The organism is Sodalis sp. RH20 (assembly GCF_047324205.1).
GTDB lineage: Bacteria > Pseudomonadota > Gammaproteobacteria > Enterobacterales > Enterobacteriaceae > Acerihabitans.
Window position 1 is genome coordinate 3,839,790 of the sequence record NZ_CP178733.1, and the last position, 16,019, is coordinate 3,855,808.

A 16,019-nucleotide genomic window follows, 5' to 3' on the forward strand; every position below is an offset into this window, starting at 1 on the left:
TTCTTACTTTCCCGCGGGTGGATTCCTTACGCGCACAATCGCCGTCATATTTATTATTAAACGACCCTGGGGTTGTTTTTAGTCCTTTTACCCTAAAATACAGTCATAAGCTTACAGCTTAACGTAATATTGGCGTTTATTGTCTGTAAAGAAAGTGTACAAGACAACAGGCAATAGCCCATTATTTCGATAATCGTCTCAACAGGAGTCTATCGTGGCGCAGAATTTTGATAAAACCCAGCTTGTATCACAAAGCGAAGCCCTGCCGGGCCGCCTGACGCCGATGCCGGTGGCGACCACCCATGTGGTTAACGGCCATTCCATGACTCACGTTCCCGATCATATGGAGGTGGCGCTGTTCGCCATGGGATGTTATTGGGGCGTGGAGCGTTTGTTCTGGCAGATCCCGGGGGTTTACAGCACGGCGGCGGGGTTTGCCGGCGGCTATACGCCGAACCCCACCTATCGCGAAGTCTGTACCGGCCAGACCGGCCATGCGGAAGCGGTGCGGGTGGTGTTTGACCCGGCAATCATCAGCTATCGCGAGCTGTTGCAGTATTTCTGGGAAAATCACGATCCGGCGCAGGGTATGCGCCAGGGCGGCGATATCGGTTCGCAATATCGCTCCGCGATTTTTGTGCTGACCCCGGAGCAGGAACGCGAGGCGCAGGCCAGCAAACAGCGTTTCCAGCAGGCGATGGAGCAGGCCGGCGATCGGCGCGCCATCACCACCGCCATCGAACCGGCCACGCCGTTCTACTATGCCGAGGACGAGCACCAGCAATATCTGCACAAAAATCCGCAGGGGTACTGTAATCTCGGCGGCATCGGGGTATGCATGCCGCCGCAGGCGTAATCTCGCCAGCGGGGCCTGTTGATAAACCGGCTCTGGCCAAGACGCCGGAAACCATCATGTTATTAATCTTAGCAGCCCCCAGGGGGCTGCTGTTATACTGTGCCCACTGTCGGTCGGGCAGTTGATGACGTCGCGTATCCGCAACGGGCTGACCATTGTCGCTGCAGGCTGCCCGCAGCCGTAAATGACGTTTCGGCTCCCCGTAACAGACTGAAATATGTTATCTTTAACCAACACGTTGCCCTTCAAAGGCGCGCTGGCATAACTGTCAGCCCGAAGTGGTCGAATTATGCTAAACAGTATCCTGCTTATCCTGCTATTAATCGCGGTGAGCGCATTTTTTTCCGTATCGGAAATCTCCCTCGCCGCTTCGCGCAAAATTAAACTCAAGCTGATGGCGGATGAAGGGAATATCAACGCCAAACGCGTGCTTAAGCTCCAGGAGACGCCCGGCATCTTCTTTACCGTCATCCAAATCGGCCTGAACGCGGTGGCTATCCTCGGCGGTATCGTGGGCGATGCGGCGTTCTCACCTTCCTTCGCCTCCATTCTTATTCGTTTTATGTCGCCGGAGATGGCCGATCAAATCAGTTTTATCTGTTCATTTACGCTGGTCACCAGCCTGTTTATCCTGTTCGCCGATTTAACCCCGAAACGCATCGGTATGATTTCACCGGAGGCTTGCGCCATCCGGATTATCAACCCGATGCGCTTCTGCCTGCTGGTTTTCCGCCCGCTGGTCTGGCTGTTTAACGGTTTGGCCAACGTCATTTTCCGCATGCTGAAGCTGCCGATGGTGCGCAAGGACGATATTACCTCCGATGATATCTACGCGGTGGTGGAGGCCGGCGCACTGGCGGGCGTGCTGCGCAAGCAAGAGCATGAGCTCATCGAGAATGTGTTTGAGCTGGAGTCCCGCACGGTGCCCTCGTCCATGACGTCGCGCGAAAGCATTATCTATTTCGATTTGCGCGAGACCGAGGACAGTATAAAAGAAAAAATCTCAACGCATCCTCACTCAAAGTTTTTGGTCTGCGACGCCAACATTGACCATATTGTCGGTTATGTGGATTCGAAAGATTTGCTTAACCGCGTGCTGGGCAACCAAAGCCTGGCGTTGAACAGCGGCGTCCAGATCCGCTCGGCGCTGATCGTACCGGATACCCTGACCCTGTCGGAAGCGCTGGAAAGCTTCAAGACCGCGGGCGAGGACTTTGCGGTGATCCTTAACGAATACGCGCTGGTGGTGGGCATCATTACCCTTAACGACGTGATGACCACCCTGATGGGCGACCTGGTGGGACAGGGGCTGGAAGAGCAGATCGTTACCCGTGACGAGAATTCGTGGCTTATCGAGGGCGGCACGCCCATCGACGACGTGATGCGGGTGCTGCATATCGATGAGTTCCCGCAGGCGGGAAATTATGAAACCATCGGCGGGTTTATGATGTTCATGCTGCGCAAGATACCTAAACGTACTGATTTTGTGCGCTATGGCGGCTATAAATTCGAAGTGGTGGACATCGACAGCTATAAAATCGATCAGCTGCTGGTGACCCGTATTGAGGAAAAATCCACGCTGGTGCTGGCCAAGACGACGGACACCTCGCACGTTGCCTGAGGCGAAAGTCCGGTCCACGTCCCGCCGTTAGGCGCGATTTATCCTGCCCCCGGGCGCGCAGTCGCCGGGGGGCAGGTCATTATCGTATTGCGGACAAGGTAATCAGGAAAAGGGCCGGTCAGCCCATGTCGGACTGGAGCCGCATGACCTGCCGGTTGACTTCCGACATGACGTGGAAATGCTGCTTGTCGCGCACCTTCGGCAGCAAAATCTTGCCTTTATCAAATTCGAAGGCGCCGAAGCCTTTGATATAAATACGACCGCGGAATAAAGTCTTAACGTAGGTTGCTACCTTGATAGCGTTATAGCGATGGAAGATTCTCATTTTTTTACTCAACTCCCGTTATTTTTCTCGTCCTGCCGTTGCGTTGTTAAACCCGGCAAGGGAACTCACACTAGCACTTTATAAGAGTCTTCATATGTGCTTAAGTTCACGCAACAACAGAACACTGAGCTGCTTTTACACAATTTGACAGAATGCTATAAAAGCCCTATCTATTACAGCAGTACTAATATGCTGAAAACGCATTAGCTTGGTCATCCGGCGCAATACGGCGATCGGGGTGGTAACCCCCTCGCCCGGCGCCGATCCGGGCCTCCCTTCGCTTAAAGGAGCCGCATCATGCGCTGCCCGTTAATCGTATTACTCCTGGCATGGCCGCTATCCTGCGGCGCCCTTGCCCATAGCCTGGTTATCGGCAAGACCCTACCTAAGGTGGCGGTCGCCGAACAAGGCGAATTGCTGCTCCAGAAAGAGAAGTTTAGCTATAAATTCTGGGATAGCTCGCAGCTCGCGGGAAAAATCAGACTGGTGCAACATATTGCCGCCCAATCCTCCGCCAGCGAGATGAACGCCGCGATGATTGAGGCGCTCAAGAAAACCAACTTACCGGCTAAATATTACCAAACGACGACAATCATCAACGAAAACGACGCCGTCTTCGGCAGCGGGCCCTCGTTCGCCCGCAACTGGGTGGAAAATCACAAGACCATTTATCCCGGTTCCCAGTTTATTCTGGATGCCCATGGCAATGTACTGCAGGCGTGGCATCTGCAGCCGAAAAGCTCGGCGGTCATGGTATTGGATGCCCAGGGGCGGGTACGGTATGCCAAGGAGGGCGCGCTGTCGTTTGCCGAGATACAGCAGGTCACCACGCTACTGCACCGCCTGTTGCCAGGCGGCGCGCATTAAGGCCGGTTCAGAACAACGACACCCTGAAACCCGGATTCAGAAAGGATTCGCGGGGATGGTAATCCAACGTGCGTCCGGTCCAGTCGTTGACCAGCGCGCCGGCGGCGGCGGCCACCGCATGGCCGGCGGCGGTATCCCAGACGCTGGTCGGTCCGAAGCGGGGATAAAGCTGCGCGCTGCCTTCCGCCACCAGGCAAAACTTCAGCGAGGAGCCGATGGTCACCGTTTGATGCTCGCCCAGTTGGGCCAGATAATCCTGTAATTCGCTATCGTCGCTGTGCGAACGGCTGATGACCACCAGCGGGGGCCGGGCCTCCTTGCAGTGGATGGCCAGCCGTTCGCCGTCAGGCGTTATCTTCCAGGCATTGCCGGCGTCGGCGGCGTAAAGGATATCGGTGGCCGGGGCATACACCACGCCCATTACCGGCTGGCCGTCTTCGATCAAGGCAATATTCACCGTGAACTCGCCGTTGCGCCGCAAAAACTCCTTGGTGCCGTCCAACGGGTCCACCAGCCAGAAGCGGGTCCAGCCGCGGCGCACGTCCCACGCCGGCGGGTCCTCTTCGGACAGAATGGGAATATCGGGCGCCAGCGCCTTCAGTCCGGCGACAATAACCCGATGCGCCGCCAGATCGGCGGCGGTGAGCGGTGAATCGTCGGTTTTATGGGTCAGCTCGACGGGCGCACCGCCATCGTAGACCCGCATAATCGCAGCGCCCGCCTCACGCGAGAGCCGGCTAATCTGTTCAATCATGTCTCACCTCTGGATCATTACATCATATTCACCAGACTAGCTTTTTTTCACAAAATAGCCATCGGAATAATCTAGCGGCGGGTGTCGGCGGCGGGGCGCGCCAAACGCGCCCCGCGGGGATCAGAGGATTTCCAGCAGCTCGACTTCGAAGATCAGCGCGCTGAACGGCGGTATGGACGCGCCGGCGCCGCGCTCGCCGTAGGCCAGGTTGTGCGGAATGTACAATTCCCACTTCGAGCCGACCGGCATCAGCGTCAGGGCTTCTATCCAGCCGGGAATAACCCCGTTAACCGGAAACTCCGCCGGCTGGCCGCGCTGTACCGAACTGTCGAATACCGTGCCGTCCAGCAAACGCCCGGTATAATGGACGCTCACGCGGTCCTGGCGGCTCGGTATGGCGCCGTCGCCCTGCGCCAGGACCTTAAACTGCAAACCGGACTCCGTCTGGCGCACGCCCTCTTCCTTGGCATTGGCGTCCAGGAATTGCTGTCCCGCCACCGCCAGATGCTGCTGGCGATCGAGACGAACCGCGTCCGCGCGTTCATGGATAATGCGCAGGGCGCGGTGGATGGCGTCAACCGGCACCGCCGGGGAATTGCCGGCCAGCGCATCGCTCAGCCCGGCCAGCAGGGCCTCGGGCAGCAGGCCTTCCAGTCCCGACTCCTGCAACTGCTGGCCCACTTGTAAACCAATGCCGTAACTGGCCTGGGCTTCCACGCTGTCTAAAGAAGGTACGCTCATGTTTTTTCCTTGAAATGGTAAAAAGCGAAAGGCGCAGCATAACAGCGCAGGCGTTTGGGGTAAAATCCTCTATGATGAATATGAGTCCTGCATCGGGCAGGCAGGCTTCTTGCTTACCGGTCAATTAAGCTATGGAGGTTCCCTGTGCGCCGCTTTATACTCGCGAGGGTTACAACAGGTAAACCATTGCAAGAGAGGTTATCATGGGCAGAATTTCGCCCGGGAAAAACAAAACCCCACGTTTTTCCCCGTTGGGTTACGGCGGATTCAAATGGAAGTGGCCTCTGCGTCTGCTGCCCGATGATGATTCCAACGCATCAGGCCGGCCAATGCTGACCCTGCTGAAAAGAGTATGGCACTTACCCGACGGTTTCCAGTGGATGGGTCCGTTACCGCCGCTGCATCGCCGTCTGGTGCTGATTGCCGCGTTGATTATCGCGGCGGCGATACTTTGGCCCTATTCGCCCTCGACGGATACCACGCCCGCCCCCGGTGCGAAAACCGCGGCCAATGGCCAGGGAACGGTTATCCAGGCGGAGCTGGTGGACAATAACCGGTCCGCCGCCCCGGCCCCGGCGCCCGCCGCCGGCGACGGCCAGCTGCATCGCTATCGCATCGTCGAGGGCCAGACGCTGGCGCAATTGTTTCGCGAGCATAACCTGCCGGTAGGGGATGTATTCGCGATGGCGCAGGCGGAAGGCGACGACAAACCGCTTAGCAGCTTGCAGGCGGGTCAGCAGGTGGAAATCCAGCAGAATGCCCAGGGTGTCGTGCAGACGCTGACGATTGAAACCGGCGCCAACAGCCGCATACGTTTTGTCAGGCAGGCCGACGGCAGTTACCTGCGTCATTAAACGCGGGCCTTAACCCCGGCCAGGCTACCCTTCCCCATGAACGCGCAGAAATTCGCCACCGGCAGTTGACCGCCCATGGCGCGTTCTCCGGGCGCCAGACAGCAAAACGCCGGCATAAGCCGGCGTTTTATCAATCGCTTAATCTTTCGATTAGGCTTCAGCCACCACGATAACATTCAGGGTAGCGAAAACTTCGCTGTGAACCTGGATGCTGACATCATGGTCGCCGATGGTGCGCAGCACACCGTTAGGCAGGCGCACTTCACTTTTGGCGACGTTGACGCCGGCAGCGGTGATGGCGTCGGCGATGTCGCGCGTACCGATAGAACCGAACAGTTTACCTTCGTCGCCTGCTTTAGACGCAACGGTAACACTTCCCAGTTCAGTGATTTTATCGGCGCGAGCCTGGGCCGCGGCCTGAACTTCAGACAGCTTGGCTTCCAGCTCAGCACGACGCTCTTCAAAATACTCAACGTTTTTCTTGGTGGCCGGAACGGCTTTACCTTGCGGTACCAAGTAGTTACGGGCATAACCCGCTTTAACGTTAACTTGTTCGCCTAAGCTACCCAGGTTGGCAACTTTATCAAGCAGAATAACTTGCATTACCTTATCCTCTCAAAGTCTTAGTGGACAGTGACCGATTACTGATGACGATCAGTGTACGGCAACAGAGACAGGTAGCGCGCGCGTTTGATCGCACGGGCCAACTGGCGTTGGTATTTGGCACGAGTACCGGTGATACGGCTCGGGACAATTTTACCGCTTTCGGTGATGTAGTTTTTCAGCGTAGCGATGTCTTTATAGTCAATCTCAATAACGCCTTCCGCGGTGAAACGGCAGAATTTGCGACGACGGAAATAACGTGCCATTTGGCTAGTCTCCAGAATCTATCAATTCAATCTGCTCGGCATGCAGGACCATTTTATTCAGCCCATTGCGGCCTTGATGGCTGCAAATGAAACCGTGGATGGTGAGCTGCGTACCGACCGTTATACTGCGAGTAATCTCTTGCGATTGTTTTCCACTGACCACCACGGGCATACGGCACCATGCTTGCCGTGAAAAACCGGCTTCCTGTTGCTGCGAGCGGTGCTCAAGCACAAACTGGCAGTGAGGAATACCCGACGGACTGACCTTTCGAATGGGTGCCTTGCACACGGTGCCGGACAGCATCAGACGGTTCGCCGTCATCATCGATTACTCTTCAGAATCCCCAGCATCATTGTCATCGTTGGCTTCGGTGGCGAAATCTTCACGGCGATCGCGGCGTTCATCTTTTGCTTTGACCATCGGGGAGGCTTCGGAAACCGGATGTTTAACGCGCATGATCATGCTGCGAATAACGGCGTCGTTGAAGCGGAAGTTTGTTTCCAGCTCATCGATCACTTCCTGCGAGGCTTCTACGTTCAACAGAACATAGTGGGCTTTGTGCAGTTTATTGATCGGGTAAGCCAGTTGACGGCGGCCCCAGTCTTCCAGACGATGAATGATGCCCTGCGCGTTGGTGATAACACCGGTATAACGCTCGATCATTCCTGGAACCTGTTCGCTTTGGTCAGGATGAACCATAAAAACGATTTCGTAATGACGCATACAGAATTGCTCCTTACGGATTATTCAGCCTCCTGTCAGGGTCAACCGCGGCCCATGGAAGCAAGGAACGTGATAATTGTGCGGCTGAAAAATGACGCGCAATCTTACATTTATGCGGCGGCAAATACAAGGACCGATGCGCAGGGAAAGCGGCGGTGAACGGGCACAGTTATATAGAAAAGCATTAATTAGCAAAAAAACTATTCAATATGTATGTTTTTTGTTCAAAAAAACTGATTTATTCAATCAATAAAGTGTTATTTCCCTCCCCTGCGCGCTGGCATATACTGTTTAATAATAAATCACTGGCGACGGTGAACAGTCGCCGGCGCCGCCGGGATAAGGCGGCGATAGAATCCCCAACACCAGGGAATCATCAATAATTATAAAGTAAGTTTATTTTAGCCCCCCTGTGGGGCTTTTTTATTCGCCGTCGACGCCGGATGCCGGGTTAAAGGTGCCGCCCGAAAAACGTCACGGCGGCGGACAGCGCGGTTACCGTAATTTTATGGCCGATGCCGGGTTCGGTGAGGTATGTCGCCTGATGAGGCCCACGCGCCTCCAGCGCCTGGTACAGGCGGCGGCTTTCCGTGGCCGGGACCAGTGGGTCGGCTTCGCCATGCCAAATCAACAGCGGCCGGTTTGCCAGCTTATCGAGCTGATGGAAGACTTCGTAGCCGGCCAGGGGGGCCATCTGGCGCTCAAACTCTTTTTGCCCGGCGCTTGACGTCAGCGCCACGGGCGGGAACAGGGTTTTCGCCAGCCGCAGATAATCTCCCGAGCCCATAAAGTCCGCCGCCACGCGCAGCCAGTCATAGCGCGCCATAGCGCCCAGCGCGGTCATGCCGCCCATGGACGCGCCGCATACGCCGATGCGCCCGTCATCGATAAGCCCCCGCTGCTGGTAATGTGTTTTCATGGCGGGCATCTCGTCGATATTAGCGCGTAGAATTGCCCAAAAATGGGCCAGGCGCCGCTGCTCGTCGCCGTCAAACCGCGCGCCGTGCATGGCGGCATCCGGGAGGATAACGCGAAATCCGGCCTTTGCCAGGGCATAACCAAAATAGCTGTATACCTCTTTTGACGAGGTATAGCCGTGGTAAAAGAAAATTGTCGGCAGCGGCAGCGGGTATCCCCCCGCCGGCACCGCATGGATGACGTCGATACCGCCGACGGACTCCTGATGCATTTCAACCATATTGCCCCCCCTTCGCATTATTCTTTTATACTATCTCTATCTCACTGCGTTGTTTTTTTATGGCCGACATTGATGAAACCACTTTACCCTATAATCCTGCTCCTGAGCATGCTGACGGCGGGCTGCAGCGTGCTTGAAGGCAAGCCTGTCCCGCCGCCTGCGCCCACCGCCCAGGCGCAGGAAATCAGCCGCAATCAGGCCGGCACCTTGACCAAAATAGGCCGGATCGCCGTCGAGGAACGCGGCAGCCCGATGGATGCCGAAGCTGCGCTGCGCGCGCAGGCCAATGCCCGCCAGGCCCGCTATTATCAGATCATTATGCTGTCGGAAGACGTTATCGCCGGCATTTGGCGCGGCGAGGCCATTTTATATCGTTAAGCGGGAAGGGTCATGGCGCCGGACGCTCGCCGCCAGCCACGTTGTCCGGCGCCGGCGGCGGCAGGCCCATTCAGGGAAGCTGGCGCTGGCGCACGGCCTCAAACAGGCAAACGCCCGCCGCCACGGAAACATTAAGCGACGAGACCGAGCCCGCCATCGGGATACCGATCAGCTCATCGCAGTGCTCGCGGGTCAGGCGGCGCATGCCCTCGCCTTCCGCGCCCATGACCAGCGCCAGCGGGCCGGTCAGCTTGCTTTGATACAGATGATGATCCGCCTCGCCCGCGGTGCCGACGATCCAGACGTTGTGTTCCTTCAACATGCGCAGGGTGCGCGCCAGGTTGGTGACGCGAATCAGCGGTACGGTTTCCGCCGCGCCGCTGGCCACTTTCTTGGCGGTGGCGTTGAGCTGCGCCGAACGATCGCGCGGCACGATAACCGCATGTACGCCGGCGGCATCGGCGCTGCGCAGGCAGGCGCCGAGGTTATGCGGGTCGGTAATCCCGTCCAGCACCAGCAGGAAAGGCGCGGCATGCTGTGCCAGCAGCCCCTCCAGATCATTTTCCTGCAGCTGGCGCCCTTCCTGCACCCTTGCCACTATGCCCTGGTGCACCGCCCCTTCAGCGGCCTCATCCAGCCATTGGCGATTGGCCACCTGGATGACGATACCGTTGGCTTCCAGCGCCACCACCAGCTCATGCAGGCGGCGATCGTCGCGGCCCTTCATGATATACACATCGAGAAAACGCTGCGGATCGCGTTCCAGTAAAGCTTTAACGGCATGAATACCGTAAATGATTTCGCTCATGTTGCTCTTTTATCACCGAATGGGCCGTAACGGCCCATGGATTAAGGTCTGCCGGCGGTCGCCGGCACGCTGGCGCCCGGACTTATTGCTGGTCCGGCTTGCTTTCCGCGCCGCTTTTTTTCCTGCTGCGCCGTGGTTTGCTGGCCGACGGCTTTTTAGGCGGGTTATCGCCGGTGGCGGCGTCCGACGCGCCTGCGCTGGCCGCCCTGGACGGCGCGCTTTTAGGTTTGCTCCCTTTGCCATCGTTCGGCCGAAAGGCGCTGTCCGGTTCGAAGTTACCCGCCTTTGGGCCGGAGCGGCGGCGGCGCGGCGGCTTGCCGTCGCTACCGGTGCCGCCAGTGGCGCCGCGTGCGGCCTGCTGCGTGCGCACACGTTCGGTTTTACCCGCGCCTCTGGGCTGCCGCTTGCTGGAGATCAGGGAGAAATCGATTTTACGCTCATCCATATGGACCGCCTCAACCTTGATTTCCACCACGTCGCCGAGGCGATAGACCCGTCCGCCCGACTCGCCAATCAAGCGCTGGCCGATATTGTCATAGCGGTAATAATCGTTATCCAGGGTTGAAACGTGCACCAGGCCGTCGATAAACAAATCATTCAGACGCACAAAAAAGCCAAAGCCGGTGACGCTTGCGATAATGCCGCTGAAGGTCTGGCCGACGTGATCCTGCATAAAGTCACATTTCAGCCAATCGGCCACATCGCGGGTCGCTTCGTCGGCCCGCCGCTCGTTCATGGAGCTTTGCTGGCCCAACTGCAGCATTTCCGCCATTTCGGCATGCCAGCCGCCGGTGGGGGTGGACCGGCCTTTGGCCTCGCCTTCCTGCTTCGCCAGCAGATATTTAATACTGCGGTGCAAAGACAGATCCGGATAACGGCGGATGGGCGAGGTAAAGTGCGCGTAAGCCTGCAGCGCCAGACCGAAGTGACCACGGTTTTCCGGGTCGTAAATCGCCTGTTTCATCGAGCGCAGCAGCATGGTTTGCAGCATCTCGTGATCCGGACGCGTGGAGACGATATTCATCATCTCGGCGTAGTCTTTCGGCTCCGGTTTAATCCCGCCGCCCAGCGTCAGGCCCAGTTCGGCCAATACGGTGCGCAGCGCGGTGATGTGATCGTTGCTGGGACGGTCATGCACCCGGTACAGCGCCGGCTCGTCGTTTTTCTCGACAAAACGCGCGGCGGCGATATTGGCCAGGATCATGCATTCTTCAATCAGTTTGTGCGCGTCGTTGCGCTTCACCGGTTCGATGCGATCGATGCGGCGCTCGGCGTTAAAGATAAACTTGGCTTCGTCGGTTTCAAACGAGATGCCGCCGCGCTGTACCCTGGCCTGTTCCAGCGTCTGGTACATTTCATGCAGCGTTTGGATCGGCTTGACCAGCGGATGGTAGTGCTCGCGCAGTTCCCGATCGCCCTGCAGGATCTGCCATACCTTGGTATAGGTCAGCCGCGCATGGGAATTCATCACCGCCTCGTAAAATTTATAGGAGGAGAGCCGTCCCTGCGCGGAGATGGTCATTTCGCAGACCATGCATAAACGGTCCACCTGCGGATTCAGGGAACACAGGCCGTTGGAGAGTTTTTCCGGCAGCATCGGGATGACCTGCGACGGAAAATACACCGACGTGCCGCGACCGCGCGCCTCATTGTCCAGCGGCGTATTGGGACGGACGTAATAACTGACGTCGGCGATGGCCACCCACAGACGCCATCCGCCGCCGCGTTTCTTTTCGGCGAACACGGCGTCATCGAAATCGCGGGCATCCTCGCCGTCGATGGTCATCAGCGGCAGGCTCCGGAGATCCACCCGCCCGCGTTTTGCCGCCTCGGGCACCTCTTCCTTCAGCTCCGCGACCTGGCTTTCCACTTCCGGCGGCCAGACATAGGGAATATCATGGGTACGCAAGGCGATATCCACCGCCATGCTGGTACCCATATTGTCGCCCAGCACCTCCACCACCTTGCCGACCGCCTTGGTGCGCCGCGTGGGGCGCTGGGTCAGTTCGACCACCACCACAAAACCCATGCGAGCGCCGCCGGTGCTTTCCGGCGGGATCAGGATATCAAAACTCAACCGGCTGTCGTCGGGCACCACAAAGGCGCTGCCGGCGTCGGTAAAATAGCGGCCGACAATCTGGCTGGTCTTGGGCACCAGCACGCGCACAATGCGCGCTTCGCGCCGGCCTTTACGATCGGACACCAGGGGCTGCGCCATTACCACGTCGCCATGAATGGCCATTTTCATCTGTTCCGCGGACAGGTAAAAATCGTCTTTGCTGCCTTCCACTCGTAAAAAACCAAAACCATCGCGATGGCCGATAACCGTGCCACGCAGCAAATCCAGGCGTTCAGGCAGCGCATAGCACTGCCGGCGGGTAAAAATCAGCTGGCCGTCGCGCTCCATGGCGCGCAGGCGGCGGCGCAGGCCTTCAACCTGGTCTTCGCCGGTAATGCCCAAATCCTGCGCCAACTCTTCGCGACTGACGGGCGTTTCCCGTTTGGCCAGGTGCGCCAGGATAAACTCCCGGCTGGGGATGGGAAATTCGTATTTTTCTGCCTCTCGTTCGAGAAAGGGATCTTGTGACATGCGCTACCTCCATTGTCCAAAACAGGTTGCTGTGCCGATATCATTCAACAAGCAATAATGTGTAGAGCGGCGGATTTCCTGTTTTAAACAGCTGGCTGGGACGATTCGACCACGTTCCGCACAACATCCACGCTATATCCGCACTACAACAGATCAATATTATTGATCGGGGTTTACGTCCTGCTAACCGCACTTCTGCTATCCCTAACAGCGGGCATGGCGACAAGAGGACAGATAACAAGAAAACGATGGTAATAAGAGTAACCTTTAGGAACCAATCAGGCTATAAGACTTGTCAACTGCTGGGGAGGAGACAGGGGCTACCGACGGGCTAACTTATTGATAATAAATATAAAACCGGGCAATGCCCGGTTTGTTACATTTTTTGGCTTTTACGATTTAACCGCGATCACGCGTCAAAAGGATCACGTAAAATCATGGTTTCCGTGCGATCCGGACCGGTAGAGATAATATCAACCGGTACGCCGGTGACTTCCTCGACACGGCGAATATAACGCCTGGCCGCTTCCGGCAGCTTATCAAACTCTTTTACGCCGAAGGTGGATTCGCTCCATCCCGGCAGGCTTTCATAGATAGGTTCGATACCTTCCCATCCTTCGGCCGCCAGCGGGGTGGTCTTAAGTTCGCGGCCATCCGGCATGCGGTAGGCAATGCAGATTTTCACTTCCTTCAGGCCGTCAAGCACATCAAGCTTGGTCATGCAGAAACCGGAAAGAGAGTTAATCAGCACCGCGCGGCGCACCGCAACCGCGTCCAGCCAGCCGGTACGGCGGCGGCGGCCGGTGGTCGCGCCGAATTCGTTGCCTTTGGTGCAAAGGTATTCGCCGACGTCATCGAACAGCTCGGTGGGAAAGGGGCCTGCGCCGACACGCGTGGAATAGGCTTTAACAATGCCCAGCACGTAGTCTACATAACGCGGGCCGATACCCGAGCCGGTGGCAACGCCGCCCGCGGTGGTATTGGATGAGGTGACATACGGATAGGTACCGTGATCGATATCCAGCAAGGTGCCCTGGGCGCCTTCAAACATGATCAGCTCGCCGTTTTTACGGGCGGTGTCCAGCAGCTCGGACACATCAACCACCAGGCCGGTGAGGATATCGGCAACCGCGAGAACGTCGTCAAGGATGGTCTGGTAGTCCACCGCTTCCACTTTATAATAATTCACTAGTTGGAAGTTATGGTATTCAACAATTTCCTTAAGCTTGGCGGCGAAGGTGGTTTTGTTGAACAGATCGCCGACGCGCAGGCCGCGGCGCGCAACTTTATCTTCGTAGGCGGGGCCGATGCCGCGTCCCGTGGTGCCGATGGCTTTGTCGCCACGGGCTTTCTCACGCGCCATATCAAGAGCAACATGGTAGGAAAGGATCAGCGGGCAGGCTTCGGAGATCAGCAAACGTTCACGTACCGGTACGCCGCGCGCTTCAAGTTCGCCCATCTCTTTCATTAAGGCTTCCGGCGATAATACGACGCCGTTGGCAATGATGCTGGTTACGTTTTCACGCAAAATACCAGAGGGGATCAAATGAAGTACGGTTTTTTCACCGTTGATAACTAAAGTATGACCGGCATTGTGTCCGCCTTGGTAGCGAACCACATATTTTGCCCGTTCAGTCAGCAGGTCTACGACCTTGCCTTTACCTTCGTCACCCCATTGGGTGCCCAGTACGACAACGTTCTTACCCATCTCTCAATTCACCAGATTGCTTAAAAAAGGATTCTAACATCTCAGTCCCGGGCTTTCAGTACTTTTTAACCTCAGGCCGGACTGTTTTTTATCTGTGCGATCATCCTCCCATTCTGCTTCGCAACATGTAGTAGATTACACCGCCGGCCACCACTAGACCGCCGCCGAAGCGACGTAATAATTTATCCGGCAGCGTGGTCATGGCGCCGATCATTTTGCGCCAGGCGCCCGGAAACAGCAGAGGACCGAGGCCTTCCAGCACCAATACCAGCCCCAACGCCATCCATACAGTAGGATTCATGACGACCTCATAAAAAAAAGGCCCGTACAAACGGGCCCGTACTTGATAACAATACCGTGTTAACCCTGGCAGGAGCGCGCCAACACCCATCGCCAAGCAGGCGTGTTAAAGGGAGACCCCATGGCAGGGCAGGCCCGCCAACACCCATCGCCAGGCAGGCGTGTTAAAGGGAGACCATGCCGATGGGGTCGAATCGGGCGTGGTTTTCCCGCCCGACCGAGACCCCATGGCAGGGTAGGCCCGCCAACACCCATCGCCAGGCAGGCGTGTTAAAGGGAGACCATGCCGATGGGGTCGAATCGGGCGTGGCTTTCCCGCCCGACCGAGACCCCATGGCAGGGCAGGCCCGCCAACACCCATCGCCAGGCAGGCGTGTTAAAGGGAGACCGTGCCTGGGGTTTAGCAACTCAACGACCCAACGGCGTCGTGGTGGTCGTGGCCGGTGATTTCATAAATCGGAAGAAATCACTATCCGGACTCAGCACCATGATGTCGTTATTGCTGCTAAAGCTGTTCTCGTAAGCCCGCAGGCTGCGGATAAAAGCGAAGAACGCCGGATCCTGGCTAAACGCGTCGGCAAACAGCCGGGCGGTTTCCGCATCGGCCTCGCCTCGGGTGATAAGCGCGGTACGCTCAGCCTCCGCCAGCGTACGGGTCACTTCATAGTCCGCGGCGGCGCGCAGCTTTTCCGCCTCTTCCTGTCCCTGCGAGCGATGGCGACGGGCTACCGCCTCACGCTCCGCCCGCATCCGCTGGAAAATGGCGTCCGACACTTCGGCCGGCAGGCTGATCTGCTTAATACGCACATCCACCACTTCGATACCCAGCGCCGCCATGCTGTTCGAGTTCACCGCCGGCTGCGCGCCCTTGGTTTCCCGTTCCACACGCGCCGCCGCCGACGCGATAGCGTTATCCGCCGCGGTGGTTTCCACCTCGCCGTCGCCCGCGGTCCCGCTGTTAAGCGCCTCGCGCACATCGGTCATCAGACGGTTACGCGAATCGGTAACGATCCCTTTCACGTCCAGACGGCCCAGTTCGGAACGCAACCGGTCGCTGAATTTACGTTTCAGCAGCACCTCGGCCTGGGACACATCGCCCCCGCCCGTCGCCAGGTAATACCGGCTGAAGTCGCTGATACGCCATTTGATATAGGAATCGACAATCAGATCTTTCTTTTCCATGGTGACGAAACGATCGGCCTGGTTTTCCATGGTCTGGATACGCGCGTCAAGGGTTTTTACCGTTTCGATAAACGGAATCTTGAAATGCAGGCCGGGCGAGAAGATTTCCGGCTTGTTTTCGCTATCGCGCAATACCTTGCCAAAGCGCAGCACGATGCCGCGCTGGCCTTCCTGCACCACGAACAACGAGGCGTACAACACCACCAGCGCCACGACAACAATAAGGATTAAAGGCTTACGCATC

18 protein-coding genes are annotated in these 16,019 nt (G+C 57.3%); 5 read left to right on the plus strand and 13 right to left on the minus strand.

What is annotated here, in order from left to right:
- Nucleotides 1–214 precede the first annotated feature (214 nt).
- The gene (gene msrA / locus ACL2XM_RS17665; protein ID WP_410016537.1) at nucleotides 215–856 is read left to right on the plus strand and encodes a peptide-methionine (S)-S-oxide reductase MsrA; all 642 of its coding nucleotides are present in this window, start codon (nucleotides 215–217) and stop codon (nucleotides 854–856) included.
- Between the two features lie 289 nt (nucleotides 857–1,145).
- Nucleotides 1,146–2,477 (plus strand): hemolysin family protein, encoded by a 1,332-nt coding sequence (locus tag ACL2XM_RS17670; protein WP_410016538.1) that lies wholly within the window; start codon nucleotides 1,146–1,148, stop codon nucleotides 2,475–2,477.
- Nucleotides 2,478–2,595: 118 nt separating this feature from the next.
- On the opposite strand, the gene ACL2XM_RS17675 is transcribed toward ACL2XM_RS17670, so the two are convergent.
- Nucleotides 2,596–2,802, minus strand: coding sequence for a DUF1107 domain-containing protein (locus ACL2XM_RS17675; protein ID WP_162364102.1), 207 nt, complete (start codon nucleotides 2,800–2,802; stop codon nucleotides 2,596–2,598).
- 297 nt (nucleotides 2,803–3,099) lie between these two features.
- Between ACL2XM_RS17675 and ACL2XM_RS17680 the strand changes: the two genes are divergently transcribed.
- Entirely contained in the window at nucleotides 3,100–3,669 is a 570-nt protein-coding gene (locus ACL2XM_RS17680; protein WP_413731304.1) for a YtfJ family protein, read from the plus strand.
- 7 nt (nucleotides 3,670–3,676) lie between these two features.
- Here the strand turns inward: ACL2XM_RS17680 and cysQ are convergent, their stop codons facing one another.
- On the minus strand, nucleotides 3,677–4,423 hold the full coding sequence (gene cysQ, locus ACL2XM_RS17685; protein ID WP_410016540.1) for a 3'(2'),5'-bisphosphate nucleotidase CysQ: 747 nt from the start codon (nucleotides 4,421–4,423) through the stop codon (nucleotides 3,677–3,679).
- A 120-nt stretch (nucleotides 4,424–4,543) separates the two neighbouring features.
- Nucleotides 4,544–5,164 carry a peptidylprolyl isomerase gene (locus ACL2XM_RS17690; RefSeq protein WP_410016541.1) on the minus strand — a complete coding sequence of 207 codons (621 nt, stop codon included), beginning with the start codon at nucleotides 5,162–5,164 and terminating at the stop codon, nucleotides 4,544–4,546.
- 203 nt (nucleotides 5,165–5,367) lie between these two features.
- Between ACL2XM_RS17690 and ACL2XM_RS17695 the strand changes: the two genes are divergently transcribed.
- Nucleotides 5,368–6,018 carry a LysM-like peptidoglycan-binding domain-containing protein gene (locus ACL2XM_RS17695; protein WP_410016542.1) on the plus strand — a complete coding sequence of 217 codons (651 nt, stop codon included), beginning with the start codon at nucleotides 5,368–5,370 and terminating at the stop codon, nucleotides 6,016–6,018.
- Between the two features lie 150 nt (nucleotides 6,019–6,168).
- Here the strand turns inward: ACL2XM_RS17695 and rplI are convergent, their stop codons facing one another.
- The 5 genes from rplI to yjfP form a co-directional block, all read right to left on the minus strand.
- Nucleotides 6,169–6,621: a 50S ribosomal protein L9 gene (rplI, locus tag ACL2XM_RS17700; protein WP_410016543.1), complete on the minus strand. Its 453-nt coding sequence runs from the start codon at nucleotides 6,619–6,621 to the stop codon at nucleotides 6,169–6,171.
- A 38-nt stretch (nucleotides 6,622–6,659) separates the two neighbouring features.
- A complete protein-coding gene (gene rpsR, locus ACL2XM_RS17705) occupies nucleotides 6,660–6,887 on the minus strand; it encodes a 30S ribosomal protein S18 (protein ID WP_048637617.1) in 228 nt (75 codons plus the stop codon).
- 4 nt (nucleotides 6,888–6,891) lie between these two features.
- Complete coding sequence (priB, locus tag ACL2XM_RS17710; RefSeq protein WP_331120002.1) at nucleotides 6,892–7,209, minus strand: primosomal replication protein N; 318 nt, start codon at nucleotides 7,207–7,209, stop codon at nucleotides 6,892–6,894.
- 6 nt (nucleotides 7,210–7,215) lie between these two features.
- Nucleotides 7,216–7,611 carry a 30S ribosomal protein S6 gene (rpsF, locus tag ACL2XM_RS17715; RefSeq protein WP_162364108.1) on the minus strand — a complete coding sequence of 132 codons (396 nt, stop codon included), beginning with the start codon at nucleotides 7,609–7,611 and terminating at the stop codon, nucleotides 7,216–7,218.
- A 451-nt stretch (nucleotides 7,612–8,062) separates the two neighbouring features.
- Nucleotides 8,063–8,809: an esterase gene (gene yjfP / locus ACL2XM_RS17720; protein WP_413731305.1), complete on the minus strand. Its 747-nt coding sequence runs from the start codon at nucleotides 8,807–8,809 to the stop codon at nucleotides 8,063–8,065.
- 72 nt (nucleotides 8,810–8,881) lie between these two features.
- On the opposite strand from yjfP, the gene bsmA reads away from it, so the two are divergent.
- The gene (bsmA, locus tag ACL2XM_RS17725) at nucleotides 8,882–9,187 is read left to right on the plus strand and encodes a biofilm peroxide resistance protein BsmA (RefSeq protein WP_413727190.1); all 306 of its coding nucleotides are present in this window, start codon (nucleotides 8,882–8,884) and stop codon (nucleotides 9,185–9,187) included.
- A gap of 70 nt (nucleotides 9,188–9,257) precedes the next feature.
- Here bsmA and rlmB read toward each other — a convergent pair whose 3' ends face one another.
- The 5 genes from rlmB to hflC form a co-directional block, all read right to left on the minus strand.
- Nucleotides 9,258–9,995, minus strand: a complete 738-nt coding sequence (gene rlmB / locus ACL2XM_RS17730; protein WP_410016546.1) for a 23S rRNA (guanosine(2251)-2'-O)-methyltransferase RlmB — start codon at nucleotides 9,993–9,995, stop codon at nucleotides 9,258–9,260.
- Nucleotides 9,996–10,077: 82 nt separating this feature from the next.
- Nucleotides 10,078–12,585: a ribonuclease R gene (gene rnr / locus ACL2XM_RS17735; protein ID WP_410016547.1), complete on the minus strand. Its 2,508-nt coding sequence runs from the start codon at nucleotides 12,583–12,585 to the stop codon at nucleotides 10,078–10,080.
- Between the two features lie 409 nt (nucleotides 12,586–12,994).
- On the minus strand, nucleotides 12,995–14,293 hold the full coding sequence (locus tag ACL2XM_RS17740; protein WP_410012151.1) for an adenylosuccinate synthase: 1,299 nt from the start codon (nucleotides 14,291–14,293) through the stop codon (nucleotides 12,995–12,997).
- Nucleotides 14,294–14,393: 100 nt separating this feature from the next.
- Nucleotides 14,394–14,594: a DUF2065 family protein gene (locus ACL2XM_RS17745; RefSeq protein WP_410012152.1), complete on the minus strand. Its 201-nt coding sequence runs from the start codon at nucleotides 14,592–14,594 to the stop codon at nucleotides 14,394–14,396.
- Between the two features lie 407 nt (nucleotides 14,595–15,001).
- Complete coding sequence (hflC, locus tag ACL2XM_RS17750; RefSeq protein ID WP_410012153.1) at nucleotides 15,002–16,018, minus strand: protease modulator HflC; 1,017 nt, start codon at nucleotides 16,016–16,018, stop codon at nucleotides 15,002–15,004.
- Nucleotide 16,019: the final 1 nt, after the last annotated feature.